This window comes from Streptomyces sp. NPDC088923, assembly GCF_044749745.1.
GTDB lineage: Bacteria > Actinomycetota > Actinomycetes > Streptomycetales > Streptomycetaceae > Streptomyces.
In genome coordinates this window covers 217504-242302 of sequence record NZ_JBIVIO010000001.1, presented here as the reverse complement: position 1 = coordinate 242302, position 24799 = coordinate 217504, and the positions used below count along the sequence as shown (strand labels likewise).

Here is a 24799-nt window from a genome sequence, read left to right as displayed (position 1 = left end):
ACGGCGCTGGACCCGGATCAGCTCACCTCGACCGCTGCTCGCCTTCACCCCTCGGAGGGCTCGCGGCTCCACCCGAACGGATGGCCATGCAGTCCTCCCCCACAGCGCGCCCCACGCGGGCCCGCGTCTCCAAGCGCACCGAGCGCGTCCTCGCCTGCGCCGGCACGCTCTCGCTCGTCACCGCCGCGGCGATCACCGGGCTCGCGCCCACGAACAGCGCCGCCTCCAGCCACCGCGAGGCACCGCTCACCTCGGGCGACCCGAAGGCTGACAACACCGACGTCTACGCCTTCACCAGCCCCGACAAGCCGGACACCGTCACCCTCGTGGCGAACTGGATTCCCTTCGAGGAGCCCAACGGGGGACCGAACTTCTACCCCTTCGCCAACGACGCGCGCTACAACATCAAGATCGACGCGGACGGCGACGGCAAGCCCGACACCACCTACACATGGAAGTTCACCGACCACGTACGGGACGCCGCCAACCAGTTCCTCTACAACACCGGCGTCGTGAACTCCGTGCACGACAAGACACTCAACTTCCGCCAGACGTACACGCTGACCTCGACGGACGCGCACGGCAACACGACGACGCTCGTCGAGGACGCCCCCGCCGCGCCCTCCAACGTCGGCAAGGCGTCGATGCCCGACTACGCCGCGCTGCGCGACCAGGCGATCGTCAGACTTCCCGGCGGCGGCCGGACGTACGCCGGTCAGGCATCGGACCCGTTCTTCCTCGACCTCCGCGTCTTCGACCTGCTCTACGGGGGCAACCTCAAGGAGACCGGCCACAACACGCTCGCCGGGTACAACGTCAACACCATCGCCCTCCAGGTGCCGAAGAAGTCGGTGGCCCTCAACGGCGACCACCACCGCAACCCCGTTGTCGGCGTGTGGTCCACGACCGACCGTCAGGGCACCGCCGTCGCGGGCGCGCAGACCAAGGGCGGCGAGGGCACCCCGGCGCCCCGCGCCAAGGACATGCCCGCCGACGACGGCAAGCGCCGCGAGGACGGCATGGGCAACCGCGACACGGGGTGGCGCCAGGTCTCGCGCCTGGGCAACCCGCTCGTCAACGAGGTCGTCGTCCCCCTCAAGTACAAGGACGCCTTCAACGCCCTCACCCCGGACCTCGACCACACCGTCACGCCGGTCGTGGACAAGGTCAAGGACCCGATCGTCCCGAAGCTCATCCAGAAGATCTACGGCGTCCCCGCGCCCGCGACCCCGCGCGACGACCTCGTCGAGATCTTCCTCACCGGCATCTGCAAGGCGTGCGGCCCCGTCAAGGCCGACCTCAACTCGCAGCTCCTCAACGCCGACGTGGACAAGAGCGCGTTCGTGCCGGCGGAGGAACTGCGCCTGAACATGGCCGTCCCCCCTGCCGCGAAGCCCAACCGGCTCGGCGTCCTCGGCAAGGACCTCGCGGGCTTCCCCAACGGCCGCCGCCTCAACGACGATGTCGTGGACATCGAGCTCCAGGCCCTCGAAGGCGCCGCCCAGACCGGGAAGATCGTCCCCGCCCTCGCGGCCGGTGACGCCGTGGACGCCCCCTACCGCCAGCCGGGCGCCCACTTCCCGTACGTCGCCCTGCCCAACACTGCCGCCGTCAACCAGGCCGACTCGCTCAACCCCGAGGGCGGCGTCGGCGCGGGTCTCGGCGGTACGGCCTTCGGCGGCGGCTTCCCCGTCCTGCCCGTGACCGTCGCGGGCGGCGGCGCGCTCCTCGCCTGCGCCGGGGCCCTCGCGCTGCGCCGCAGGCGCGCAGAGCGCGCATGACCGGCTCGCTCCCCAAGGGGCGCCCGCCCTCCCTCGCGGAGGGCGGGCGCCCCGGGCCGTGCCGCTGGTGGCTCGGCGCCGCCGCGCTCAGCATCGGCGCCGCCGCCGTCACGGGCGCGGGGGCGGCCGTACTCGTCGGCCCGAAACCGCACGAGATCCACGTACGCGACACCGGCACCGTCCCCGTGCACGCCGAGGCGGGACCGGTCACCCACGCTCCCAGCGGCTCACCCGCACCGCGCCCCGCCGCGCCGGTCCGCGTGCGCATCCCCTCCATCGACCTCGACGAGCCACTCACCGGGCTGCGCGTCCAGCAGGACGGACACCTCGCCGTCCCCGCCGACCCCGCCCAGGCGGGCTGGTGGAGCGACGGCCCGCGCCCCGGCGAGAACGGCGCGGCCGTCCTCGTCGGTCACCTCGACTCCGCCCACGGCCCGGCCGCCTTCTACAACGTCTCCGCGCTCCGCCCGGGAGCCCGCATCAACGTCACGCGCGGCGACGGCAGCACCGCCGGCTTCACCGTCCGCGCCCTGCGCCAGTACGCCAAGGACGCCGTCCCCGACAGCCAGGTCTACGCCACCACCGGACCCCCCGCACTCCGCCTGATCACCTGCGGCGGCACCTACGAGGGAGCCGGGCGCGGCTACCGGGACAACCTCGTCGTCTTCGCGACACTCACCCACTGAACCCCGTACCGACTCTGGAGTACGCACGTGAGCGGCCCACTCCCCCGCCCCCACCGGACCCGCCGGCACCTCGCGACCATCATCGCCGTCCCCGTCCTCGGCGTGAGCTTCTTCCTCGCCGGCGGGCTCGGGCTCGCCCCGGACCACACGACACCGTTGGACGCAGCGCCGGGCCCCGCCTCCCCGGCCCGCGCCACCGGCCTCGCGGCGCTCCAGGCACGCGTACGCGAAGCCCCCCGCGATCCCGCCGCCCTCGGCGAACTCGGCCTCGCCTACGTGCAGAAGGCGCACACGAGCGGAGACCCCTCCTACTACCCGAAGGCGGAGACCGTCCTGCGCCGCTCCCTCACCGCGCAGAAAAGCGGCAACTACCTCGCGATGGGCGGCATGGCCGCCCTGGAAGCCGCCCGACACCAGTTCGCCGACGGCCTCGCCTGGGCACGCCGGGCCGTCGCCGCGAACCCCTGGAACGCCACCCTGTACGGCACACTCGCCGACGCGTACACCCAGCTCGGGCGGTACGCCGAAGCTTCCGACGCCGTGCAGAAAATGGTCGACCTCAAGCCCGGCACCCCCTCCTTCTCCCGCGCCTCCTATGCCGCCGAACTCCGCGGCGACCTCTCCGCGGCCCGCCGCGAGATGCGCAGGGCACTCGACGCGGCGAGCGGCCCAGAGGACATCTCCTTCGCCCGCTATTACCTCAGCGAGATCGCCTTCAGCAGCGGCGACCCGAAGACGGCGCTCTCCGAAGCCCAAGCCGGTCTCCGCGCCGCACCGGACAGCCCCACCCTGCTCCAGGCCCGCGCACGGGCCCGCACCGCGCTCGGCCAGGGGCAGGCAGCCGTCCAGGACCTCAGCAAGGCCGTACGGGCGCTCCCGCTTCCCGAATACATCCTCCAGCTGGGCGAGTTGCACGCCTCCCTCGGTCACCGCCAGGAAGCCCGGCAGCAGTTCGATGTCTTCCGCGCCGAACAGCGCCTCTTCTCCGCGAACGGGGTCGCCCTCGACTCCGACGCCGCGCTCTTCGAAGCCGACCACGGCGACCCGCACCGCGCACTCGCCCTCGCCCGCGCGGGCCTGCGCACCCGCCCCTTCCTCGACTCCCACGACGCCCTCGCCTGGGCCCTCCACGTCAACGGCCGCGACCGCGAAGCCCGCACCGAGTCCGACCGCGCCCTCGCCCTCGGCACCCGCAACGCTCTCTTCACCTACCACCGCGCGATGATTCTCAAGGCCCTCGGCGAGAAGGACTCCGCCCGCACCGCCCTGCGCGCGGCCCTCGCGACGAACCCGCACTTCAGCCCCGTACACGCACCCCGGGCACGCGCCGCACTGGCGGACCTGGGGAAGTAGCCGAGAACGCGGAGTGCCTTGGGGCCTGGGTCCGCACGACCATTGCACGAGCACAGAGCGTGAGCAAACGTCGTCGAACGCTGCTTCGGCAAGCTCAAGCAGAACAAGGCCCTCGCCACCCGCTACGACAAACGAGCCCGCCACGACAAAGCCCTCGTCATCCTCGCCTGCCTGCGACTACGGCTCCCCGACTGTCATTGCGGACGCGGCCTAGCGGGCGGGGCGGAACGGTTGCAGCAGCCGGATGCCGTCCTCGATGGAGCCTTCCAACAGTTCGAGCATCTGCGGGACGAGTTCCCGCATCCGGGGCGCGGCGAGGTGCGCGTCGAGGTGGGCGCGAGTCTCCCAGCGTTCGTAGATGACGAACTCGCCAGGTCGGCCCTCGACTTCGTGGGCCTCGTAGTCGATGTTGCCGGGGTCGTTGCGCGAGGGGGTGACGGCGGCGGTGATGAACGCCTTGAGGTCGTCCTCCCTGCCCGCCTTCGCCTTCGCGTCCCAGATGACGGTCACGTAGCCGGTGCGCGTTGCTGTCATGGTGAATCCCTTTTTACGAGTCGTGTTCCGTGCTCGCCCGACGTGACCACTATGGTCCCGGGGCGTCGTCAGAGCCGGCTCCGCGTTTCTCGGCTTGGTGAGGGCGCGGCGTCCAGGTCGGACATGTCGAGGACGAAGCGGTAGTGGACGTCGTTGTGCCGGAGCCGGTCCAGGGCCTCGTTGACGCGGGCGGAGGGCAGTAGTTCGATGTCCGCGGTGATGCCGTGCTTGCCGCAGAATTCGAGCATCGCCGCTGTCGACGGTCGTCCGCCGCTGCCCGCGGAGCTGAGCTTTTTGCGTCCTACGAGCAGATCGAGCGTGTCCACGGTGAGGGGGCCGAGGTGTCCCAACTGGCTCAGGGTCCCGTCCAGAGCGACCAGGCGCAGGTAGGGGCCGACGTCGTGGGGGGCCGAGACGGTGTCCAGGACGACATCGAACCGGTCGCGGGCGTGAGCCATCTGGTCGGGGGCCGTGGAGAGGACGAAGTCGCGGGCGCCGAGCAAGTAGGCGTCGTCTGCCTTGTCGGGTGATCGGCTGATCACTGAGGTGGTGGCGCCGAGTGCTGCGGCCAGCTTGACCGCGAGGTGCCCCAGGCCGCCCAGTCCGACCACGGCGACCTCGCTGCCCGGTCCCACTCCAAGGGCGCGCAGCGGCTCCCACACGGTGACCCCGGCGCAGAGCAGCGGCGCCGCGGCGGCCGGGTCCAGCCCGGGCGGGAGGGGGTGGGCGAAGTCCTCGCGGACGACGTACTCGCGGGAGTAGGCCCCGAGTGTGGGTGTCCCGTCGTGCCGATCGGTGCCTCCGTAGGTCAGCGTCGGGAAGGAGCGGCAGAAGTTCTCCTGACCCGCCCGGCACATGGCGCACTGGCCGCAGGAGTCGATGATGTTGCCCACGGCCACACGGTCGCCGACGCCGAACCGGGTGACCGAGGGCCCGACCCCGGTCACCACGCCCGTGAACTCGTGGCCGGGCACGAGCGGCTGGTCCTCCTGGCCGTTGCGTGCGTCGAGGGCGTGCAGATCCGAGTGGCAGACACCGCAGTAGTCGACGCGGACGGCGAGATCGTCGGGACGGAGGTCGCGGCGCTCCAGACGGGTACGCCGCAGAGTCGCCGACGCGTCCTGTGCCCGCCAGCCGATGGTGGTCCTCATGAGGTCTCCAGATGTAGGGATTGGTCGCGCCTCCCCCGGGGTGCGGCCCGGCCCGGAATGGCGGCTTGGACAGCGACGGCTTGGGCGGTGGGCGCCGCTCTCCCGCCGGACGGCAGACCCGGATGGACGGGAGGTGGGGACGCCCCGTGTTCGCGGCGCGCAGGTCCTGGCACACGAGCCAACCGATGAGACCTCCACCGAACTTGACCCTGATCGGGTACCCGGCCTCGGACGTACGGCGCGCGGACCTCCAGAGCCGGGCGCGAGAGGCCGGTCGGGCCGCGGTCAGACCATCGCGGTCAGCACGCCCCCGTCGGCGCGGACGGCTGCTCCGTTGGTGGCGGACGAGAGCGGGCTGGCCAGGTAGAGCGCGAGCTGCGCGATCTCGACGGGTTCGATGAACCGTTGAAGCAGCGTGGTCCGGTTGGCGCCGATGATCGCGGCTTTCGTCTCTTCGGGTGCCACGGCCTGAGCCTGGGCGATCTGGGTGACCGTGTCCGCGACCCCGTCCGAGTACGTGGGGCCGCCGAGGATCGTGTTGACGGTGACGTCGGTGCCCCGGGTGAGCTTGGCCAGGCCGTTGCCGAGAGCCAGCATCGCCGCCTTCGTCGCCCCGTAGTGCAGCATGTCGGCGGGGATGTTCACGCCGGACTCGCTGCCTACGAAGATGACGCGGCCCCAGTTCCTGGCGATCATGCCGCCGAGCACGTGGCGCGAGAGCCGGACGCCGCTCATGACGTTGACGTCGAAGTAGCGCCGCCACTCGTCGTCGGAGATGTCCTCGAAGCGGGCGAGGCCGAAGAGACCGACGTTGTTCACGAGGATGTCGACCTCGTCCAGGGCTCCGAGCAGGTTCTGGACCTGCGCGGGGTCGCCGAAGTCGGCGACCAGGCCGGAGACCCGCGCGTCGGGGAACTCGGTGCGGAGCCGTCGCAGGGCATCCTCGACGCCGGTGTCGCTCCGTCCGTTGATGACGACCGCGGCGCCCTCGCCGAGCAGGGCGCGCGCGATGGCGAAGCCGATGCCTCGTGTCGAACCGCTGACGAAGGCGGTCTTGTCGTTCAGTCGCAAATCCATGAGTCGCGCTCGTCCCTGTGGTGCCGTGCCGGCAGTCTTTTACTTGCCTGAGCAAGTAAAACGTACGGCCGATGACTTTCCTGGTCAAGTCATTGAGGCTAGGATGCCGCCATGTCACGACTCAGCGACGACGATCTGGAAACCTGGTCGGCCCTGGCCACGGTCCTGGAATGGCTTCCGGCCGCCCTTGACGCACAGCTCCAGCGCGACGCCGAGCTGACGCACTTCGAGTACGGGGTGATGTTCGCGCTCGCCGACGCCAAGGACCGCACGCTGCGGATGAGCATCCTGGCCGGCTACTCCAACAGCTCCCTGTCCCGCCTCTCACGCGCGGTGGCACGTCTGGAGGCGAAGGACTGGGTGCGGCGCGCACCGGACCCGGCCGACGGGCGCTACACCCTCGCCACTCTGACCGAGGCCGGCGCGCGGAAGGTCGGTCAAGCGGCCCCGGGTCACGTGGACACCGTCAACCGGCTGGTCTTCGACTCCCTGACCCGGGCCCAGGCCCGGCAACTGCACGACATCAGCCGCCGCATCATGAGGGCGATCCGGGCCGAGGACGGCTGGAGGCCGTCGCCGGGCTCCGACCGCTGACGCGGCCCGCCGCCCGGGGCGGTCACGAGGCTCGCGGCCGACCCGGGGCACGGGGGCCGCGCACCGGTTCGTCTTCCCGTACGCATCGTCTTCCGACAACAGAGGTGGAGATCATGACTACGAGCACCTTCCCCGGCAGTCCCCGTGTCGCGTTGGTCACCGGTGGCTCCGGCGGCATCGGGACCGTCGTCGTCGAACGACTCGCCGCCGACGGCTTCGCCCTCGCCGTCCACTACGCCGGTAACCGGGACGCCGCCGAGACGGTCGCCGAGAAGGCCCGCACCGCCGGGGCTCCCGCGATCGCCGTGGGCGCGGACGTCGCGGACGAGGTGGCGGTCCGCGAGATGTTCGACGAGATCGAGCGGCAGCTCGGGGGCATCGACGTCCTCGTCCACACCGCGGGGATCATGCGGCTGTCGCCGCTGGCCGAACTCGCGTTGGACGATTTCGACCAGATGGTGCGCACCAACCTGCGCGGCACCTTCGTCGTGGCGAAGGAGGCCGTGCGACGCATCCGCGACGGCGGAGCCGTCATCAACTTCTCCAGTACGGTCGTGAAGCTCGCTCTTCCCGCCTACACCGCCTACGCGGCCACCAAGGGCGGTGTCGACGCCATCACCATGATCCTGGCCAAGGAACTCCGCGGCAGGGACATCACCGTGAACGCCGTCGCGCCCGGCCCCACCGCGACACCGCTGTTTCTCGACGGCAAGCCGCAGCAGGTGATCGACGAGCTGTCCTCCGCACCGCCGCTCGAGCGGCTCGGCGAGCCCGCCGACATCGCGGAGGCCGTCGCGTTCCTCGCCGGTCCCGCGCGGTGGGTCAACGGTCAAATCCTCTACGTCAACGGCGGCGTCGCCTGACACCCCGTCACCGTCAACCTCTGAAAGGACGACCCATGGTGAACAACACCGTTCTCATCACCGGCGCCTCCAGCGGCTTCGGTGCCATGACGGCCAGGGCACTGGCCGACGCCGGACACACCGTCTACGCGGGCATGCGGAACGTGGACGACCGCAACCGCCCGGCCGCCGCCGACGCCCGCGACTACGCCGCCACGCACTCCGTAGCGCTGAAACCGGTAGAGATGGACGTCACCGACCAGGCATCGGTCGACAGCGCCATAGCCACAGTCCTGGCCGAGGCGGGAGGCATCGACGTCCTCATCCACAACGCCGGCCACATGGTGCTGGGGCCCGCCGAGGCGTTCACGGTGGAACAACTCGCCGGCGTCTACGACACCAATGTCCTCTCGACGCAACGGGTCAACAGGGCCGCGCTCGCGCACATGAGGCAGCGACGCGAGGGCCTCGTGGTGTGGATCGGGTCGACCAGCACACGCGGGGGCACACCTCCTTACCTGGCGCCGTACTTCGCGGCGAAGGCCGCCATGGACTCGCTCGCGGTGAGCTACGCCGCCGAGCTGGCGCGCTTCGGGATCGACACCTGCATCGTCGTACCCGGTTCGTTCACCGTCGGCACCAACCACTTCGCGAACGCCGGGCAGGCCGAGGACCGCGGCGTCGTCGAGGCGTACGAGGCCGAGTACGCCGGACTGGTCGACCAAGTCGCGCACAAGCTGGCAGAGCTGGCTCCCGACGACCAGGACCCGACCGAGGTCGCGCGCGCCGTCGTGAGGCTTGTCGCCACACCCAAGGGACGCCGCCCCTTCCGGGTGCACATCGACCCGGCCGACGACGGCGCGGAAGTGGTCAACGCCGTCGGCGACCGCGTGCGCAGCGAGTTCTACCGGCGCATCGGTCTCGAAGACCTCCTCACGCCGACCGACGGATAACCGCCGGGAACGGGGCAACCACCCACTCACCCGGGGGCCACATCGAGCAAGAACCCGGGCAAGGCCGCCCAGCTCGGCTCCGGCCGGGAGATGAAGCCGGCGGGGGTGTGCTTCAACGAGTACGCGAACTGACGGCAGAACGGGAGCCGTCCACAAGCCCTGCCGGACGTCCGCCGCGCATACCTTCCCCGTCCTCTCGGTCGACGAACACCACCCCGGACCCCAGCGACACCACGGCGACGCCTCTTGACTTGGAGCGCACTCCATCTCCTAGCGTCGTTCCCTGGCACCGGCTGCCCATAACCGGACGAAGGCCACGACGAAAGGCTCGTACGCACATGAAGCAGCGCACACTCGGGGACCTGGAGGTCTCGCCGCTCGGTCTCGGCTGCATGGGGATGTCCGCCTTCTACGGCACCGCCGACGAGAAGGAGGGCATCGAAACGATTCGCCGCGCCCGCGAACTGGGCGTGGACTTTCTCGACACGGCGCAGATGTACGGTCCGCTCACCAACGAGTCGCTGGTCGGCCGGGCGGTCAAGGGCCACCGCGACGAGTACGTGATCGCCACGAAGTTCAACCTGCGGATGGACGACGCCGTACCGGGCGACCCGAGCACGGTCGGGCCCCAGGACGGTTCGGCGGAGCACGTGCGCACGTCGATCGAGGGCTCGCTGAAGCGGCTCGGGACCGACTACGTGGACCTCTACTACCAGCACCGGGTCGACCCCCGGGTGCCGATCGAGGAGACGGTCGGGGCGCTCGCGGAACTCGTCGCGGAGGGGAAGGTCCGCCACATCGGCCTGAGCGAGGCGAGCGCGGCGACGATCCGGCGCGCGCACGCGGTGCACCCGATCGCGGCCGTGCAGACCGAGTACTCGCTGTGGACGCGCGATCCCGAGGCCGAGGTCCTGCCCGCGTGCCGCGAGCTGGGCATCGGCTTCGTGCCGTACTCGCCGCTCGGGCGCGGCTTCCTCGCGGGCCGGTTCTCCTCGCCCGAGGAACTCGACGAGAACGACTTCCGCCGCCACGGCCCCCGCTTCACCGGCGACAACCTCACCGCGAACCAGCGCCTCGCGGCGAAGGTGAAGGAGATCGCCGCCGAGAAGGGCGTCACCCCCGCGCAGCTCGCCATCGCCTGGGTCCTGGCCCAGGGCGAGGACCTGGTCCCCATCCCGGGCACGAAGCGCCGTACCTACCTCGAACAGAACGTGGCTGCGCTGGACGTTGAGCTGACGGCGGAGGAGCTGGCGCGCATCGAGGCGGAGGTGCCGAAGGCGGCCGGCGAACGGTACGACGAGGCGGGCATGCGGGCGGTGAACCGGTGAGGTGAGGGGAAGGGACGCCTGCGGCAGGGAGACCGGGGCTCGGCCTGCGGAAGACTGAGCCTCAACGGATGAGACGAGCGGCGGCAGCGGCGGCGGTCGCTGATCCACCCGGCGAACCAGTGCCGCGCCGCGCCCCGGGGAAGGCGAGCGCCGAAGAGCTGTACTGCGCGTTCACGCCCAGCCCGTGTCCGGCGGGAGACACGGGCGGGCCGGCTCGCGCGCTCCGGCTCAGGCGAGGACCAACGGAACGCTCGCCCCGAGAGCGATGACCATTCCGAGGATGACGAGGAACCCGCCGACCGTGCGCCACCAGGGCGCCGTGAACTCCTTCAGGGTCATGGCCCGGCCCGGCCTGCCCGGGTCGTAGACGAGCGCGACCGGATCGCCCCGCTCCTCGCTGCCGATATCCGAGAAGTCCACCGTGATGTGCCGCTTCATGCCGTGCTGGTCCGCGTAGTGGATGACGACGTCGAGCGAACCGGTCCCGACGCTCGCGCTTCCCCGCTCCCCCATGACGGGTTTGCCGTGCCTCTTCAGAAAACGCCTCGGGAGCATCATCAAGAGCCCGATCACCGCGGCAACGGCAGCGGGCGAATAGAGAAGAAGGGTCATGACACGACCCCTTTGTTCGTTGCGTGTTCTCCGTCGCCGACGGCGCGTGGGAGTTTGCTGAAAGCCCGCATGCCCGCCGCCGCCCTACCGGAGTATCGAAAGGCCGACCCAGGCCTGGGTGAGAGGTATGAGCCCGAAGGGCGAGACGTACAGCACGCCCTTCCACGGGTCGAGGCGAGAACGCTCCTCGGCCAGCTTCGCATCCCTGTGGTCCCGGGGATCGTAGGAGAGGGTGGCGCTCTGTCCCTCCGAGAAGTGCCGCTGGCCGGCGCCCGAACCCACTCGGACGCGCGCCTCGATCGTGGAATCGGCCGGGTCCCTGAACGTGTACGAGTACGACCTGTCCGAGGGCCGGTACGACGAGGACACGCACTTTCCGGTGGTCTCCCGCCTGCGCCGCGCGCGCCGCACCTCCGCCAGCGACAGCAGGATTCCGATTCCTATCCACACGAATCCACCCGTGAAGAACCAGATCGCGCCCCCCGACAGATCCACCGCCAGTTCGCTGTACAGCACCCGATCGCCCCTCCCTGCCCGCCCCGCCCGTACCTGTCGGGGCCGCTCCCGGGATGTCGCCGCGCGCGCCTCAACAGGACATCAGATCACGGCGAAAGCCCTCAGGCCACACCGAACGAGAAGACCTGACACTTGAGTTCCTCCACTGGCCAGGAGCGATCTCGTGGCGCGCGCTGAAGGTGCCGGCGGCCTGGGACGGGAGCGGGCGCCAGCACCACTCGACCGGCGTGCCCGTGTCCGAGGAGACCGAGGCCGCCCCGCCACTCGCCCGTCAGGTTCCTAGCCCCGCAGGGAAAGGCCGACCCAGGCCAGCGCGAGAGGGATCAGCCCGAAAGGGGACACGTACAGCACGCCCCACCACGGGTCGAGACGCGTACGGTCCTCGGCCAGTTTCGTGTCCCGGTGGTTCTTGGGGTCGTAGGAGAGAGTGACGCGCTCGCCCTCCCGGAAGTGCCGCCGGACGCCGTCCCCCTTGAGGTGCGACACGATCGTGGGATCGGCCGGGTCGCATGCTGCCGGGGTGCAGGAGGCCGACGACGGGTGTGGGGTCGGCGGCAGTGCCGGGGTCGCTCACGGCAGGTCACCCTTCGGGTCGGCGGGGCCTCGTGAGGGGAACGCCCGGGCGCGGGGGGAAGTTCCGCACGGGTCCTCGTGGGGCGGACAGGCTAGACTCCCCGCGCGTACCGTACGACCGTACGATTGGCCGTCACGGGCGCGATGACAGAACGTCACGCACGGGGTCACGCACAGGGGAGGGGACCGGGGTGCCGCAGGCCAAGAAGATCGCGCTCTTCGCGGTGATCGTCTTCGTGCTGTACGTGATCATCACCGACCCCGCCAAGGCCGCGGACTACGTCCAGATGGGTTTCGAGGGCGTCTCGGACGGCGCGAGCGCCGTCGGCGACTTCATGACCTGGGTGGCCAACGGGGCCAAGTGAGCCCCGCCACCGCGTAACGCCCCGCGCCGAGCCCGCGCGCGGCGGCCCCCGCGCATCCCCGTACAGCCCCGCCCTGCGGCCCCGCCCCGTGGCCCCGTCCCGCGCCCGTACCACCGCACGCGCCCCTTGCGCCGTTCCTCCGCGCCCCCAACACGACCTTCACCGGTGCTTGCGCACGATGCGCATGTCTTGTGATGCTATGACCGCTTTTGACGGAAGAGTGAACAGGTCGGGTCAGGGACAGACCGAGGCGGAAAAGGGATGGCGATGACCGTGCCGGCCAGTACGACGCCCGCGACACCGCCGCCGACGACGCCCCGGAGCCGGGGGGCCGATACCCGCGCCCTGACCCAGGTGCTCTTCGCCCGGCTCAAGGACCTCACCCCCGGCAGCCCGGAGCACGGGCGGGTGCGGGCCGCGCTCATCGAGGCGAACCTGCCGCTCGTGCGCTACGCGGCGGCCCGGTTCCGCAGCCGCAACGAGCCGATGGAGGACGTCGTCCAGGTCGGCACGATCGGCCTGATCAACGCGATCGACCGCTTCGACCCCGAGCGGGGCGTGCAGTTCCCGACCTTCGCGATGCCCACCGTGGTAGGCGAGATCAAGCGGTACTTCCGCGACAACGTCCGCACCGTCCACGTACCGCGCAGACTCCACGAGTTGTGGGTCCAGGTCAACAGCGCCGCCGAGGACCTCACGACCGCGCACGGCCGCTCCCCCACCACCGCCGAGATCGCCGAGCGCCTGCGCATCGGCGAGGACGAGGTGCTCGCCTGCATCGAGGCGGGCCGCTCGTACCACGCGACCTCGCTGGAGGCCGCGCAGGAGGGCGACGGGCTCCCCGGGCTGCTCGACCGGCTCGGGTACGAGGACCCCGCCCTCGACGGCGTCGAGCACCGCGACCTCGTCCGCCACCTGCTCGTCCAGCTCCCCGAGCGCGAGCAGCGCATCCTCCTGCTGCGCTACTACAACAACCTGACGCAGAGCCAGATCAGCGCCGAGCTCGGCGTCTCGCAAATGCACGTGTCACGTTTGCTCGCGCGCAGCTTCGCGCGTCTCAGATCCGCAAACAGGATCGACGCGTAACCGGAACGGGTACTTTCGCTTTTGCCTCCCACCAGGCCGTGACCCGCCTGAAATAGCCCTCGAAGCCCCTTTTCCCGGGTCTGCCCGGCTGTCGATTGTCGACATACCGCTACAGCGTGTTGCCGACATGTGACATTCTGCTGGAACGGCGTTTGCCGCAGCCCGACCTCCGGTATTCAGGGGGAAGGCTGCGTTCCTCAGACGGGAGCGCCCGCCGCGACCGTCCGCGACCTCAAGGGGGTGGCATGTCCTCCATGTCCGCCATGTCCGCAGAACAGGGCAGCTCGCAGGTGCTCACGCTCAGCAAGGGCACCCCCGACGGGCTCGACCGGGTGGCCGCCACGCCTCCCGCCAGGCCCTTCGCGGGCCGCAGCACGCTCGATACGGCGCTCCCGCAGCCCCGTACCGAAGCCGTCACGGAGCGCCTCGCCGAGGCCGCCACCGATACCCCGTCAGACCTGCTGTCGGTACTGGCGGCTGACGTCCCGTCGATCGACGCGCCACCGGCCGGCATCCCGCCGGTCGACGCCCCGCCCGCCGAGGCCCAGGCGGGAGCGGCGCCGGAGACGGGCGCCGCCTCCTCCGCGAGCCTCGACACCCGCACCCTCTCGCGCGCCCTCTTCCTGCGCCTGGCGACCCTCGCCCAGGACAGCCCGGAGCGCGCCTACGTCCGCGACACCCTCATCGAGCTGAACCTCCCGCTCGTGCGGTACGCGGCGGCGCGCTTCCGCAGCCGCAACGAGCCGATGGAGGACATCGTCCAGGTCGGCACGATCGGCCTGATCAAGGCGATCGACCGCTTCGACTGCGAGCGCGGGGTCGAGTTCCCGACCTTCGCGATGCCGACCGTGGTCGGCGAGATCAAGCGGTTCTTCCGCGACACCTCGTGGTCGGTACGGGTGCCGAGGCGGCTCCAGGAGCTGCGTCTCGCGCTCACCAAGACGAGCGACGAGCTGGCGCAGAAGCTCGACCGCTCCCCGACGGTGCCTGAGCTGGCGAAGGCGCTCGGCGTCTCCGAGGACGACGTCGTCGACGGCCTCGCGGTCGGCAACGCGTACACCGCCTCCTCGCTCGACTCCCCGGCTCCCGAGGACGACGGCGGCGAGGGCTCGCTCGCGGACCGCCTCGGCTACGAGGACACGGCGCTGGAGGGTGTCGAGTACCGCGAGTCGCTCAAACCCCTGCTCGCGAAGCTCCCGCCCCGCGAGCGGCGGATCATCATGCTCCGCTTCTTCGCGAACATGACCCAGTCGCAGATCGGCGAGGAGGTCGGCATCTCGCAGATGCACGTCTCGCGGCTGCTCACGCGGACGCTGGCGCAGCTGCGCGAAGGGCTGATCGCGGACTGAACGTACGCGCCGTCCCGGGGCGGGCCTCCCTGTCGGAGGCCCGCCCCGCACGCGTAGAACAAGAAGAAGCGCTGGTCAGCCGACGGCCAGCCACACCACGGCGGCGATGATCACGATCGCCACGACGACGCCGATGATCAATCCGACGCGCGGGCCGGAGGACTGGGCGGGCTGCTGAACACCGCCCTGGCGGCGCGGCGCCTCCTCGTCCACGAAGGCGCGGAACATCTGCGTGTTGCCGGCCGGGTCGGGGGTCTGCTCGGGGCCCTGGTTGTGTGCCATGGGCGGGACCCTAGCGAATCCGGGGCCAAGCCCCAACCCGGGCCCCCGAACAAGCCCGTTTCGCCCGGGTTTTGAGGCCCGGTCACGCACTTTCATCAGCCCCCGGCCGTTGAGGGGAATTATCAGCCCCTCCGGCGTTTGAGGAGCGGGGTGTGGGGCGGAGCCCCACGCATCATCACCTGGGCCACAACCCCACGTGACGCACCACACCCGGCCACCACGCTCCGTAACAAACACATCCGCTTTGCGGACCCTTTGCGAAACCTTTGACTCGCTTGGTCCGATTTCGTTTGCCTGGGGCAACCATCGGTTTTATGTTTGCCTTAAGCAACAAAACGGGAGATCGAGATGGCCAAGCAGCCTCGATACGAGGAGCTGGCCCGTCAGCTCAGCGCCTTCGGCGTCGTCAAACGCAGCCTCGGCCGCATTCTCCCCCCCGACTGCCCCGGTGGTTCCGCCGCCGTCCTCCACCTGCTGAGCAGGTACGGAGAGATGCGGATGAGCAGACTGGCAGAGCTGCTCGCGGTGGACATGTCCGTGACCAGCCGGCACGTGGCGCACGTGGCCGATCGGGGGTGGGTGGAACGCGTCGCGGACCCGCACGACAAGCGGTCCCGCATCCTGCGGCTCACACCCGAGGGCACGGACCTGCTGGCTCAGCTCGCCGAGCGCCACGTCACGGCGCTCTCCTACTACCTGGAGGACTGGTCCGACGAAGACGTGGACCAGCTCAATTCGCTGCTCGCGCGGTTGCGCGACAGCTTCGGGGACTGCCGGACCGCCTGGTCCAAGCTCCCGGACTCCATCGCACAGACCACCGGTACACCCTCGTAGAAGAAGGAAGTTCATGGCAACAACCACACCATCCGGTGTGCGGGGCAGCCATGCCAAGCACGGTTCCGCGGCGCCTGGCGACAACGGCCAGGTGCAGATGAGCCACCGGCAGATCATGGAGGCGCTCTCCGGGCTGCTGCTCGGCATGTTCGTGGCGATCCTGTCGTCGACGATCGTCTCCAACGCCCTGCCGCACATCATCGGTGACCTCGGTGGCGGCCAGAGCGCCTACACCTGGGTGGTCACGGCCTCGCTCCTCGCGATGACCGCGACGACACCCCTGTGGGGCAAGCTCTCCGACCTGTTCAACAAGAAGCTGCTCGTCCAGGTCGCCCTGATCATCTACGTGCTGGCATCCGCCGCCGCCGGTCTCTCGCAGAGCGCGGGGATGCTGATCATCTTCCGCGTCTTCCAGGGCATAGGCGTGGGCGGTCTCTCCGCCCTGGCGCAGATCGTCATGGCGGCCATGATCGCGCCGCGCGAGCGCGGCAAGTACTCCGGCTACATCGGCGCGACCTTCGCGGTCGCCACCGTGGGCGGCCCCCTGCTCGGCGGCGTCATCACCGACACCTCGTGGCTCGGCTGGCGCTGGTGCTTCTACGTCGGCGTCCCCTTCGCGATCATCGCGATCATCGTGCTCCAGAAGACGCTGCACCTGCCGGTCGTGAAGCGGAAGGTCAAGGTCGACTGGGCCGGCGCCTTCTTCGTCGCCGCGGCCGTCTCGCTGCTCCTGCTCTGGGTCACCTTCGCCGGTGACAAGTACGACTGGCTGTCGTGGCAGACCGGGGCGATGCTCGCGGGCGCGGTGGTGCTCGGAGTGATCTTCGTCTTCATCGAATCGAAGGCCGCGGAGCCCATCATCCCGATGCGGCTCTTCCGCAACCGGACGATCACGCTCGCCTCCCTCGCCTCGCTCTTCGTGGGTATCGCGATGTTCGCGGGCACCGTCTTCTTCAGCCAGTACTTCCAGCTGGCGCGCGGCAAGTCGCCGACGATGTCCGGCATCCTCACGATCCCGATGATCGGGGGACTCTTCATCTCCTCGACGGTCTCCGGGCAGATCATCACCAGGACCGGACGCTGGAAGGCGTGGCTGGTCTCCGGCGGCGCGCTCGTCACGGCGGGCCTCGGCCTGCTCGGCACGATCGAGTACGACACCGCGTACTGGCAGATCGCGATCTTCATGGCCCTCATGGGCCTCGGCATCGGCATGATGATGCAGAACCTGGTGCTCTGCACGCAGAACCAGGTCAAGCCGCAGGACCTCGGCTCCGCCAGCTCCGTCGTCACCTTCTTCCGCTCCCTCGGTGGTGCGGTCGGCGTCTCGGCGCTCGGCGCGGTGCTCGGCAACCGGGTCAGCGACCACATCAAGGACGGCATCGCCGACCTCGGCCCCAAGGCCGCCAAGGCCGCCGGTGGCGCACTCGGCAACGGCAACGCCATCCCGAACGTGAAGCTCATCCCCGAGCCCTTCAAGACGGTCGTCGAGAGCGCTTACGGCTCCGGCGTCGCGGACGTGTTCCTCTTCGCCGCGCCGTGCGCGCTGGTCGCCTTCCTCATCACCTTGTTCATCAAGGAGGTGCCGCTGCGCACCTCGATGAGCGCGGAGCCGGCCACGGCCGGTGCGGTCACCTCGGAGGCGCCCGCCCAGGCCGCCGCCCAGGTCCCCGCCCCGCAGACCACCACCGCCGTCAGCGAGACGCAGCCGCTCGCCACCGAAGGCAGCGGTACCGGCACGGCGACCGCCCTCGCCACCGCCCCCGTCGCCCAGGCCACGGCCGCGGCGCCCGAGGACGGGGCCCCGACCGGGGGCATCCCGGTCAGCGGTTACGTGCGCGGCGCCGAGAACGCCCCGCTGGCGCAGGCGAGCGTCACGCTCATCTCGCTCGGCGGCAGCCAGCTCGGCCGCGCCGCGGCCCGCCCCGACGGCGGATACGCCACCGAGGCGCCCGGAGCGGGCAGCTACGTACTGATCGCCTCGGCCGACGGCTTCCAGCCGCAGGCCACCACGATCGTCGTCGGCGAGGAGCCGGTCACGTACGACATCGTGCTCAGCGGTACGAGCGGTCTCGCGGGCACCGTCCGCAGCGCCGACGCCGGCGAGCCCGTCCCGGACGCGATGGTCATCGTGACCGACGTGCGCGGGGACGTCCTCGCCACGGGCAAGACGGCCGAGCGCGGCGAGTTCGCCTTCGGCGAGCTGCCGCCCGGCCAGGTGACGGTCGCGGTCAACGCGAGCGGCCACCGCCCGGCGGCCCTCCCCGTCGAGATCGCGGGCACCGGGGTCACCCGGATCGAGGTCGCGCTCCAGTCGGGCGCCCAGGTGCAGGGCGTCGTCCGCGCCGCGGGCGGACCGCTGCGCGACGCGCGTGTCACGCTCGTGGACGCGGCGGGCAACGTGGTCGGAACGACCACGACCGGGGACGACGGGGCCTACGGCTTCGCCGACCTGGACAGCGGCGAGTACACGGTCATCGCGACCGGTTACCCGCCGGTGGCCACCGGTCTGACAGTCAACGGTGCCGGGGCCGAGGGCCACGACATCGAGCTCGCCCACCCGGGCGAGTAGAGAACCCCGGTGGCCCCGCGCACGCCCGGAGCGGAAGCGTGCGCGGGGCCCTCGCGGGAAGGGCCCCGGTGAGCGGCGGCCGGCAGGGGACGGCCGGCCACTTCCGCGCACCGGGGCCCGCATTTCGTCGTACGGACGCCGGGGGCGTGCTCCCGGGGGGCAAGGAGAAGGAAACCGGATGGGACTCAGCGCTCGTATCCGCACCCGTGACGGGTGGGCGGTACCGCACGCGGTCGTCACGATGACCGACATGACCGGCACGCAGGTCCTGCGCGCACAGGCCGACACCGACGGCGACGTCCACGACGCCACCGACCTCAGGCCGGGCCCGTACACGGTGATCGTCACGGCCGTGGGCTACGCCCCGGCCGCCTCGACCGCCCTCGTCACCGTCTCGGGACGCGCCGAGGCGGGGACCGTCGTCCTCGCCCGCCAGGGCGGCACCGAGCTGCCCCCGCCGGGGCCCTGGTCGATCGACCCCGTGCACTCCTCGATCGGCGCGGTCGCGCAGCACCTGGGCATCTCCAGCGTCCGCGGGCGCTTCACGCGCTTCAGCGGCCGGGTCGACATCTCCGAGGACGTCGCCCGCTCGCAGGTCAGCGCGACGATCGAGGCCGCGTCGATCGACACGGGCAACGAGATGCGCGACGGACACCTGCGCTCCGCCGACTTCCTCGACGTCGAGAGCTACCCGGAGCTGACCTACCGCTCCACCGCCGTCGTCCCCGCGGGCCAGGACCGCTGGACCGTCGAGGGCGAACTCACGATGCGCGGCGTCGCCCGCCCCGTCGCCCTCGACCTCAGCTACCTCGGTACCGGCGCCGACCCCTGGGGCGGCACCCGCGCGGCCTTCCGCGCGACGACGGAGCTGCACCGCGAGGACTTCAAGATGAACTACAACCAGGTCGTCCAGGCGGGCATCGCCGCGATCGGCACGACGCTGCGGGTCGAACTGGACATCCAGGCGGTCCAGGGAGCGGAACTGCCCCAGATGTGACGGTTTCCCGCCGGAAAGGGCGCGCTTCCGCCGCGGCGGGGGCGCGCTTTTTTCGCGCGCGGCGCGGCGCTCGCGCCGGTACGGTGACGGCTGCGCCGGTACGCGGCCGGTCCGCGACCGCCGGTACGTGGCGGGTCCGTGCCCGCCGGTACGTGGCAGGGCGCCCCGTACCCGTACCGCCCCTCCGGAAGGACGTACCGCCGCCATGACCACCACCACGGCCCAGGACTGGGAGGACCGCAGCGCAGCGCTGTGGTCCCGGATCGACGCGCTCGCCCCCGAGGACTTCCTCGCCCGCACCGACGCGCTCGCCGCCGAACTCGGCGCCGGGCACCCCGTCGCGCTCTTCGAGCGCGCGGCGGCCCGCGACTCGCTGGGCCGCACCGACGAGGCCGTACCGCTCTACCGGCAGGCGCTGCGTGGCGAGTTGCCCGGCGAACGCCGCCGCCGCGCCGTCATCCAGCTCGCCAGCTCGCGGCGCGCGCTCGGCTACCCGGAGGAGTCCATCAGCCTCCTGACCGCCGAACGCGCCCACGGCGAGGACCACTTGAGCGACGCGCTCACTGCCGTCCTCGCCCTCGCGCTCGCCGACGCGGGGCGCGCCCGCGAGGGCGTCGCCGAGGCGGTCGCGGCGCTCGCCCCGCACCTGCCGCGCTACCAGCGGTCGATGGCGAACTACGCGCGGATGCTGGGGGAGGCCAGCGCACCGGAATCCGGCCCCTCCGGCGACTGAGGAGCGGGGTCCGGGACGGAGTCCCGAGAGGCGAGCCGGCTTCACGGGACGGCCCCCGCCGAACGGCAAGCCGCTTCTCCCGCCCCCCGGAACGGGAATAGGCTCCCCGCCATGGCACCTTCCGTCGCGACCAACACCACCGTGGACCTGACCGCGCTGCTCGACTTCGTCCGGCCCAGGCACCACGCGATCCTGCTCACCCGCCGCGCCGACGGCTCCCCCCAGGGCTCGCCGCTGACGTGCGGCGTCGACGACTCGGGGCGCATCGTCGTCTCGACGTACCCGGAGCGCGCGAAGACCCGCAACGCGCGCCGCGACCCGCGCGTCAGCGTCCTCGTGCTGAGCGACGACTTCGGCGGACCCTGGGTCCAGGTCGACGGGACGGCCGAGGTCATCGACGCCCCGGACTCCGTCGAACCGCTCGTCGAGTACTTCCGCAACATCTCCGGCGAGCACCCCGACTGGGACGAGTACCGGGCGGCGATGATCAAGCAGGGCAAGTCGATCATCCGCGTCACGCCGACCCGCTGGGGCCCGGTGGCGACGGGCGGCTTCCCGGCGAGGCTGGTCGAGGAGGACTGACGGGGCGGGGGGGCGTCCGGGGGACGGCGGGGGCGCGGTGGGCATCCGGGGGACGGCGGGGGCGGGGGGCGTCCGCCGCGCCCTCAGGTGGCGGCCGTCTCCCGTGCCATCGCCTCGATACCGGTGACGAGGAGATCGAGGGCGAAGGCGAAATCGCGCTCGCGCATCTCCGCGACGCCGCCGCCCATGCCCTCGGGGCCGAAGAGTTCCTCGGTGTCACCGAAGGACTCGACGAACTCGGGGCGGCGCGCCATCGAGCCCATCGCCTCGCGGTAGTACTCGTCCTGCGTGTGGCCCGCCGCACGGCAGCGGCGGATCACATTGCCCTCGATCGCGCCGAATCCGTAGACGAAGCGGAAGACGGCAGAGAGCGCGCCGAGTTGCTCCTTGGCGCCGAGCCCCGAGTCGTGCAGCACGGCGCGCATGCGCCGCGAGAACGCCTGCGAGCAGGGGCCGATGTTGAGGTAACTGCCCATGAGCGGGGCGACCCAGGGGTGGCGGACCATCATCGCGCGGTAGGCGCGCGCGAGTTCCCGCAGCCGCTGCCGCCAGTCGCCCTCCAGGCCCTCGGAGCCCACGGTCAGCTCGCCGACCACGGCGTCCAGGGCGAGTTCGAGGAGGTCCTCCTTGGTGTCCACGTACCAGTAGACGGACATCGCGGTGACCTTCAGCTCACCCGCGAGGCGCCGCATGGAGAACCGCGCGAGCCCTTCGCGGTCCAGGAGCCGCACCGTCGCCGCCGTGATGCGCTCGCGGTCGAGCCCGGAGGGCTGCTCGCTCCTGCGGGTACGTGTCCGGGCGGCGGCGTCCGTGAGCCACACGCTCGCCCGGACAGCACCCACCGCGCGCCCCTTCACCATGCCCACCTCACCACGCTGCCCTCACCTCCGCCGCCGAAGCGGCCCTGCCGGCCCCACCCGCGCCCCGCACGGGTGTGCGGACCGCTGAGGACCGCGTACCCCATGATGCGCCCTGTCCTCGCCCCCGTCTGCCACCGCGCCCTCGCGACCTGCACGGACCGGACCGAACGGCCCTCGCGGAGGCGGCCGTTCGGCAGGACGGGGAATGTGGCGGGGCGGCTGGGACGGGTGGGGCTGGTGAGGCGCGAGCGGGGCAGCGGGAAGGCGTCGGCGGGGCGGACCGCCGGTCGGTGAACCGCGGGTGAGCGGTGTCGCACAGAGCCTGCACGGCGGGGGCCGCCCCGAAACCGGCCCGCACTCGCTTTCATCCCTGCGGGTGAAGTGAAGGCGGGAGAGGGTGTGTTCAGCGGGGGTGCGGGGGCGGAACCGCGGTGATGCCGGGTGCGTCCGTCGGGGCGTGCGGGGTGCGGGCGGTGCGGCGTGCCGGGTGCGGGGTGCGGGCGGTGCGGCGTGCCGGGTGCGGGCGGTGCGGCGGAGCCGGGGTCAGTGACGGCCGGCGGGGACGGCGGCGGTGGAGAGTTCGGCGGGCTTGATGAGGTACCCGGCGCCGCGCCGGGTGTGGATCATCGGCTCGCGGCCGCGGTCGATCTTCCGCCGCAGGTACGAGATGTACAGCTCGACGACGTTCGCCTGACCGCCGAAGTCGTAACTCCACACACGGTCCAGGATCTGCGCCTTGCTCAGCACACGCCGCGGATTGCGCATGAGGTAGCGGAGCAACTCGAACTCGGTCGCGGTGAGATGGATGTTCGTACCGCCCCTGGACACCTCGTGGCTGTCCTCGTCGAGCACGAGATCACCGACCGTGAGCACGGAGGTGGAGCGCCGCCCGGCACCCGCGCGCCGGATGAGCCCGCGCAGCCGCGCCACGACCTCCTCCAGGCTGAACGGCTTGCTCACGTACTCGTCGCCGCCGGCGGTCAGCCCCGCGACGCGATCGGCGGCGGCGTCCTTCTCGGTCAGGAACAGCACGGGCGTATCGGGCTGCTCACGGCGCATGAGGTGCAGCACGCTGAGCCCGTCCATGTCCGGCAGCACCATGTCGAGCACGACGGCATCGGGCCGGAACCCCCGCACCTCGCGCACCGCCCCCGCGCCGTCCGTCGCGGTACGGATCTCCCAGCCCTCGTAGCGCAAGGCCATCGAGAGCAGCTCGGTCAGATTGGTCTCGTCGTCCACGACGAGCACCCGGACGGGACGCCCGTCCACGCTCGCTTCGGTGTGCCCCTGGGGCGGAATCGTGGTCATGGGCCCTATCCTGTGCGTCTCCTCTGAGAGGCCCCTTGCGCGAATCTGTGATTTCGCTGAGAAATCCGTTGGGAGGCGGCAAAGGAAGGGTGGGGGGAGGCAAAGGGGGTGGGTTCCGGCGGCGGGGTGGGGGCGGGTTGCGGCGGCGAGGTCGGGAGGGGGTCAGGTGCGCGGTGGGGGAGGGGGCGGCTGCGCGGTGGGGGAGGGAGCTCCGGCCGCGCGGGTTGGGAGCGGGCTCCGGCCGCGCGGTTCGGGGCCCCAGCCAATTGGTGCGGAGCGGGCCCTAGCTGCGCGGTACGGGAGCGGGCCCAGCCGCGCGGTACGGGAGGGAGCTCCGGCCGCGCGGTGCGGGAGCCGACCCCAGCCACACGCTTCCGGGAGGGCCCCCGATCCGCCTCAGCCGGGGCCGCCCGTACTGTCAGCGGGCGCCTCGCATCGGCCTGTTCAGCGGGCAGCCCGCTCACCCGCCTCTCAGCGAACGCCCCCGCACGCACACGCACAGCTCCCCCAGCGGACAGCCCCCACCCGCCCTGGGGGGCGACCCCAACACCAAGTCTTCCGCACCCCACCCCCCTCCCCGCCCCCTCCGCCCACATCTGTGGACAACTCCGCCGAACTCGCCCAACGACTCACCCTCAAGAGTGAGCGGATTTCCGCTTCGGCCCGAGTTATCCACAGCCAGCGGCGACCCGTTCGCGCGACCCCCTCCCCTCAACTAACGTTGTCCTCCAGCCCGAAGAGCCTCGCCGCGTTGTCGTGGCAGACCGCCCGCAGCCACTCCTCGCCGAGGCCCAGGTCCGCCATCACCTCCAGCTGATGCGCGTACGGGTACGGAGTGTTGGGGAAGTCCGTGCCGAGCAGCACCCGGTCCCCGTACGCCCCGAGCCGGGGCAGTTCGGCGCGCGGGAACGGCGCGCACTCCTCGGCGAAGCGCGTCCACGCCATCGTCGTGTCGAGCCGCACCTCCGGGTAGTCGGCGACGAGATCGAGGAACTCGCCGTACTCGGGCATGCCGAGGTGCGCGACGACGAGCCGCAGCCGCGGATGCCTCGCGAGGACCTCCCGCATCGGCCCAGGGCCCGTGTACTTCCCCGGCACGGGCCCCGAGCCGCAGTGCGCCACGACCGGCACCCCGGCCTCGGCGAGCAGCCCCCACACCGGGTCGAGCACCGGCTCCGCCGGGTCGTAAGCCCCCACCTGCACATGCGCCTTGAAGACCCGCGCCCCGCGCTCCACCGCCGCCCTTACGTACGTCTCGACGCCCGGCTCCGGGAAGAAGGTCGCCGTGTGCAGGCACTCCGGCACACGTCCGGCGAAGTCGGCGGCCCACTCGTTGAGCCACGCGGCCATGCCCGGCTTGTGCGGGTAGAGCATCGACGTGAAGGCGCGCACGCCGAAGGCCCGGAGCACCGCGATGCGTTCGTCCTCGGCACGGCGGTACGTGATCGGCCACGGCCTCCCGACGAGCGACCCGGCCGCGTCGAAGTACGCCCACACCTTGCGCAGCACCCGGTCCGGCATGAAGTGCGTGTGCACGTCGACGAGCCCGTGCCCCGCCCCGATCCGGCGCGCGAACTCCCGTACCGCCGCCACCTCCCGCGCGCCGCCGGGCTCAAGCCCCAGGACCCGCGCCGACCGCTCCCCGTGCTCGCCGCGATCCCCGTGCTCGCCGCGATCCCCGCCCAGTTCCTCGCTCACCATGCCGGCCACCCTGCCGCCCTCATGCGCCCGGAACAACCCCAGCCGGAAGCACCCCGCCCGAGAGCACCCCCCCCAAGGCAGTCCGCCCGAAAGCACCCCAGCCGGAAGCACCCCACCCCAAGGCACCCCGCCG

The 24799-nt window shown here is 71.4% G+C and carries 25 protein-coding genes and 1 pseudogene; 16 read left to right on the top strand and 10 right to left on the bottom strand.

Annotation, left to right across the window (positions count from 1 at the left end; all coding sequences use genetic code 11):
- Window positions 1–86 precede the first annotated feature (86 nt).
- The 4 genes and pseudogenes from ACIP4O_RS01205 to ACIP4O_RS01190 all read left to right on the top strand — a co-directional run.
- The gene (locus ACIP4O_RS01205) at window positions 87–1781 is read left to right on the top strand and encodes a DUF4331 domain-containing protein (protein WP_401570040.1); all 1695 of its coding nucleotides are present in this window, start codon (window positions 87–89) and stop codon (window positions 1779–1781) included.
- Window positions 1778–2467 (top strand): class F sortase, encoded by a 690-nt coding sequence (locus tag ACIP4O_RS01200; protein WP_401570037.1) that lies wholly within the window; start codon window positions 1778–1780, stop codon window positions 2465–2467. The genes ACIP4O_RS01205 and ACIP4O_RS01200 overlap by 4 nt, the downstream gene beginning before the upstream one ends.
- A 27-nt stretch (window positions 2468–2494) precedes the next feature.
- Window positions 2495–3820 carry a tetratricopeptide repeat protein gene (locus ACIP4O_RS01195; RefSeq protein WP_401570035.1) on the top strand — a complete coding sequence of 442 codons (1326 nt, stop codon included), beginning with the start codon at window positions 2495–2497 and terminating at the stop codon, window positions 3818–3820.
- A gap of 66 nt (window positions 3821–3886) precedes the next feature.
- Window positions 3887–4000, top strand: a pseudogene (locus tag ACIP4O_RS01190) (IS5/IS1182 family transposase); the annotation flags it as partial.
- A gap of 30 nt (window positions 4001–4030) precedes the next feature.
- Here ACIP4O_RS01190 and ACIP4O_RS01185 read toward each other — a convergent pair.
- The 3 genes from ACIP4O_RS01185 to ACIP4O_RS01175 all read right to left on the bottom strand — a co-directional run bounded on the left by ACIP4O_RS01185 (window position 4031) and on the right by ACIP4O_RS01175 (window position 6582).
- Window positions 4031–4354 (bottom strand): putative quinol monooxygenase, encoded by a 324-nt coding sequence (locus ACIP4O_RS01185; protein WP_401570032.1) that lies wholly within the window; start codon window positions 4352–4354, stop codon window positions 4031–4033.
- A 68-nt stretch (window positions 4355–4422) separates the two neighbouring features.
- The gene (locus ACIP4O_RS01180) at window positions 4423–5505 is read right to left on the bottom strand and encodes an NAD(P)-dependent alcohol dehydrogenase (protein WP_401570029.1); all 1083 of its coding nucleotides are present in this window, start codon (window positions 5503–5505) and stop codon (window positions 4423–4425) included.
- A gap of 285 nt (window positions 5506–5790) precedes the next feature.
- On the bottom strand, window positions 5791–6582 hold the full coding sequence (locus tag ACIP4O_RS01175) for an SDR family NAD(P)-dependent oxidoreductase (RefSeq protein WP_401570026.1): 792 nt from the start codon (window positions 6580–6582) through the stop codon (window positions 5791–5793).
- Between the two features lie 111 nt (window positions 6583–6693).
- On the opposite strand from ACIP4O_RS01175, the gene ACIP4O_RS01170 reads away from it, so the two are divergent.
- From ACIP4O_RS01170 to ACIP4O_RS01155, 4 genes are all read left to right on the top strand, one after another.
- Entirely contained in the window at window positions 6694–7176 is a 483-nt protein-coding gene (locus tag ACIP4O_RS01170) for a MarR family winged helix-turn-helix transcriptional regulator (protein WP_401570023.1), read from the top strand.
- Window positions 7177–7289: 113 nt separating this feature from the next.
- Window positions 7290–8039, top strand: a complete 750-nt coding sequence (locus ACIP4O_RS01165; protein WP_401570021.1) for an SDR family oxidoreductase — start codon at window positions 7290–7292, stop codon at window positions 8037–8039.
- Window positions 8040–8074: 35 nt separating this feature from the next.
- The gene (locus ACIP4O_RS01160; RefSeq protein ID WP_401570018.1) at window positions 8075–8971 is read left to right on the top strand and encodes an SDR family oxidoreductase; all 897 of its coding nucleotides are present in this window, start codon (window positions 8075–8077) and stop codon (window positions 8969–8971) included.
- A gap of 338 nt (window positions 8972–9309) precedes the next feature.
- Window positions 9310–10299 carry an aldo/keto reductase gene (locus tag ACIP4O_RS01155; RefSeq protein WP_401570015.1) on the top strand — a complete coding sequence of 330 codons (990 nt, stop codon included), beginning with the start codon at window positions 9310–9312 and terminating at the stop codon, window positions 10297–10299.
- Window positions 10300–10527: 228 nt separating this feature from the next.
- Here the strand turns inward: ACIP4O_RS01155 and ACIP4O_RS01150 are convergent, their stop codons facing one another.
- From ACIP4O_RS01150 to ACIP4O_RS01140, 3 genes are all read right to left on the bottom strand, one after another.
- Window positions 10528–10911, bottom strand: coding sequence for a DUF3592 domain-containing protein (locus tag ACIP4O_RS01150; RefSeq protein WP_401570012.1), 384 nt, complete (start codon window positions 10909–10911; stop codon window positions 10528–10530).
- A gap of 84 nt (window positions 10912–10995) precedes the next feature.
- Complete coding sequence (locus ACIP4O_RS01145; protein WP_401570010.1) at window positions 10996–11427, bottom strand: DUF3592 domain-containing protein; 432 nt, start codon at window positions 11425–11427, stop codon at window positions 10996–10998.
- Between the two features lie 279 nt (window positions 11428–11706).
- A complete protein-coding gene (locus tag ACIP4O_RS01140; protein ID WP_401570007.1) occupies window positions 11707–11913 on the bottom strand; it encodes a DUF3592 domain-containing protein in 207 nt (68 codons plus the stop codon).
- Between the two features lie 278 nt (window positions 11914–12191).
- Here ACIP4O_RS01140 and ACIP4O_RS01135 point away from each other — a divergent pair, with 278 nt between their 5' ends.
- The 3 genes from ACIP4O_RS01135 (at window position 12192) to ACIP4O_RS01125 (ending at window position 14800) form a co-directional block, all read left to right on the top strand.
- Complete coding sequence (locus tag ACIP4O_RS01135; RefSeq protein WP_361326441.1) at window positions 12192–12365, top strand: hypothetical protein; 174 nt, start codon at window positions 12192–12194, stop codon at window positions 12363–12365.
- Between the two features lie 261 nt (window positions 12366–12626).
- Complete coding sequence (locus tag ACIP4O_RS01130; RefSeq protein WP_164290739.1) at window positions 12627–13451, top strand: RNA polymerase sigma factor SigF; 825 nt, start codon at window positions 12627–12629, stop codon at window positions 13449–13451.
- Between the two features lie 263 nt (window positions 13452–13714).
- Complete coding sequence (locus ACIP4O_RS01125; protein WP_361326771.1) at window positions 13715–14800, top strand: RNA polymerase sigma factor SigF; 1086 nt, start codon at window positions 13715–13717, stop codon at window positions 14798–14800.
- Between the two features lie 75 nt (window positions 14801–14875).
- Here the strand turns inward: ACIP4O_RS01125 and ACIP4O_RS01120 are convergent, their stop codons facing one another.
- The gene (locus ACIP4O_RS01120; RefSeq protein WP_361326438.1) at window positions 14876–15082 is read right to left on the bottom strand and encodes a hypothetical protein; all 207 of its coding nucleotides are present in this window, start codon (window positions 15080–15082) and stop codon (window positions 14876–14878) included.
- A gap of 348 nt (window positions 15083–15430) precedes the next feature.
- On the opposite strand from ACIP4O_RS01120, the gene ACIP4O_RS01115 reads away from it, so the two are divergent.
- The 5 genes from ACIP4O_RS01115 to ACIP4O_RS01095 all read left to right on the top strand — a co-directional run bounded on the left by ACIP4O_RS01115 (window position 15431) and on the right by ACIP4O_RS01095 (window position 20797).
- Complete coding sequence (locus ACIP4O_RS01115) at window positions 15431–15916, top strand: MarR family winged helix-turn-helix transcriptional regulator (RefSeq protein WP_007824809.1); 486 nt, start codon at window positions 15431–15433, stop codon at window positions 15914–15916.
- A 13-nt stretch (window positions 15917–15929) separates the two neighbouring features.
- Entirely contained in the window at window positions 15930–18485 is a 2556-nt protein-coding gene (locus ACIP4O_RS01110) for an MFS transporter (RefSeq protein ID WP_401570002.1), read from the top strand.
- A 178-nt stretch (window positions 18486–18663) separates the two neighbouring features.
- Window positions 18664–19482, top strand: a complete 819-nt coding sequence (locus ACIP4O_RS01105; protein WP_361326432.1) for a YceI family protein — start codon at window positions 18664–18666, stop codon at window positions 19480–19482.
- A gap of 205 nt (window positions 19483–19687) precedes the next feature.
- Entirely contained in the window at window positions 19688–20215 is a 528-nt protein-coding gene (locus tag ACIP4O_RS01100; protein ID WP_401569999.1) for a tetratricopeptide repeat protein, read from the top strand.
- Window positions 20216–20326: 111 nt separating this feature from the next.
- Window positions 20327–20797: a PPOX class F420-dependent oxidoreductase gene (locus tag ACIP4O_RS01095; RefSeq protein WP_401569997.1), complete on the top strand. Its 471-nt coding sequence runs from the start codon at window positions 20327–20329 to the stop codon at window positions 20795–20797.
- Window positions 20798–20880: 83 nt separating this feature from the next.
- Here the strand turns inward: ACIP4O_RS01095 and ACIP4O_RS01090 are convergent, their stop codons facing one another.
- From ACIP4O_RS01090 to ACIP4O_RS01080, 3 genes are all read right to left on the bottom strand, one after another.
- A complete protein-coding gene (locus tag ACIP4O_RS01090) occupies window positions 20881–21657 on the bottom strand; it encodes a TetR/AcrR family transcriptional regulator (RefSeq protein ID WP_361326768.1) in 777 nt (258 codons plus the stop codon).
- 543 nt (window positions 21658–22200) lie between these two features.
- Entirely contained in the window at window positions 22201–22965 is a 765-nt protein-coding gene (locus tag ACIP4O_RS01085) for a response regulator transcription factor (protein ID WP_401569994.1), read from the bottom strand.
- 711 nt (window positions 22966–23676) lie between these two features.
- The gene (locus ACIP4O_RS01080) at window positions 23677–24666 is read right to left on the bottom strand and encodes an amidohydrolase family protein (RefSeq protein ID WP_401569991.1); all 990 of its coding nucleotides are present in this window, start codon (window positions 24664–24666) and stop codon (window positions 23677–23679) included.
- Window positions 24667–24799 lie beyond the last annotated feature (133 nt).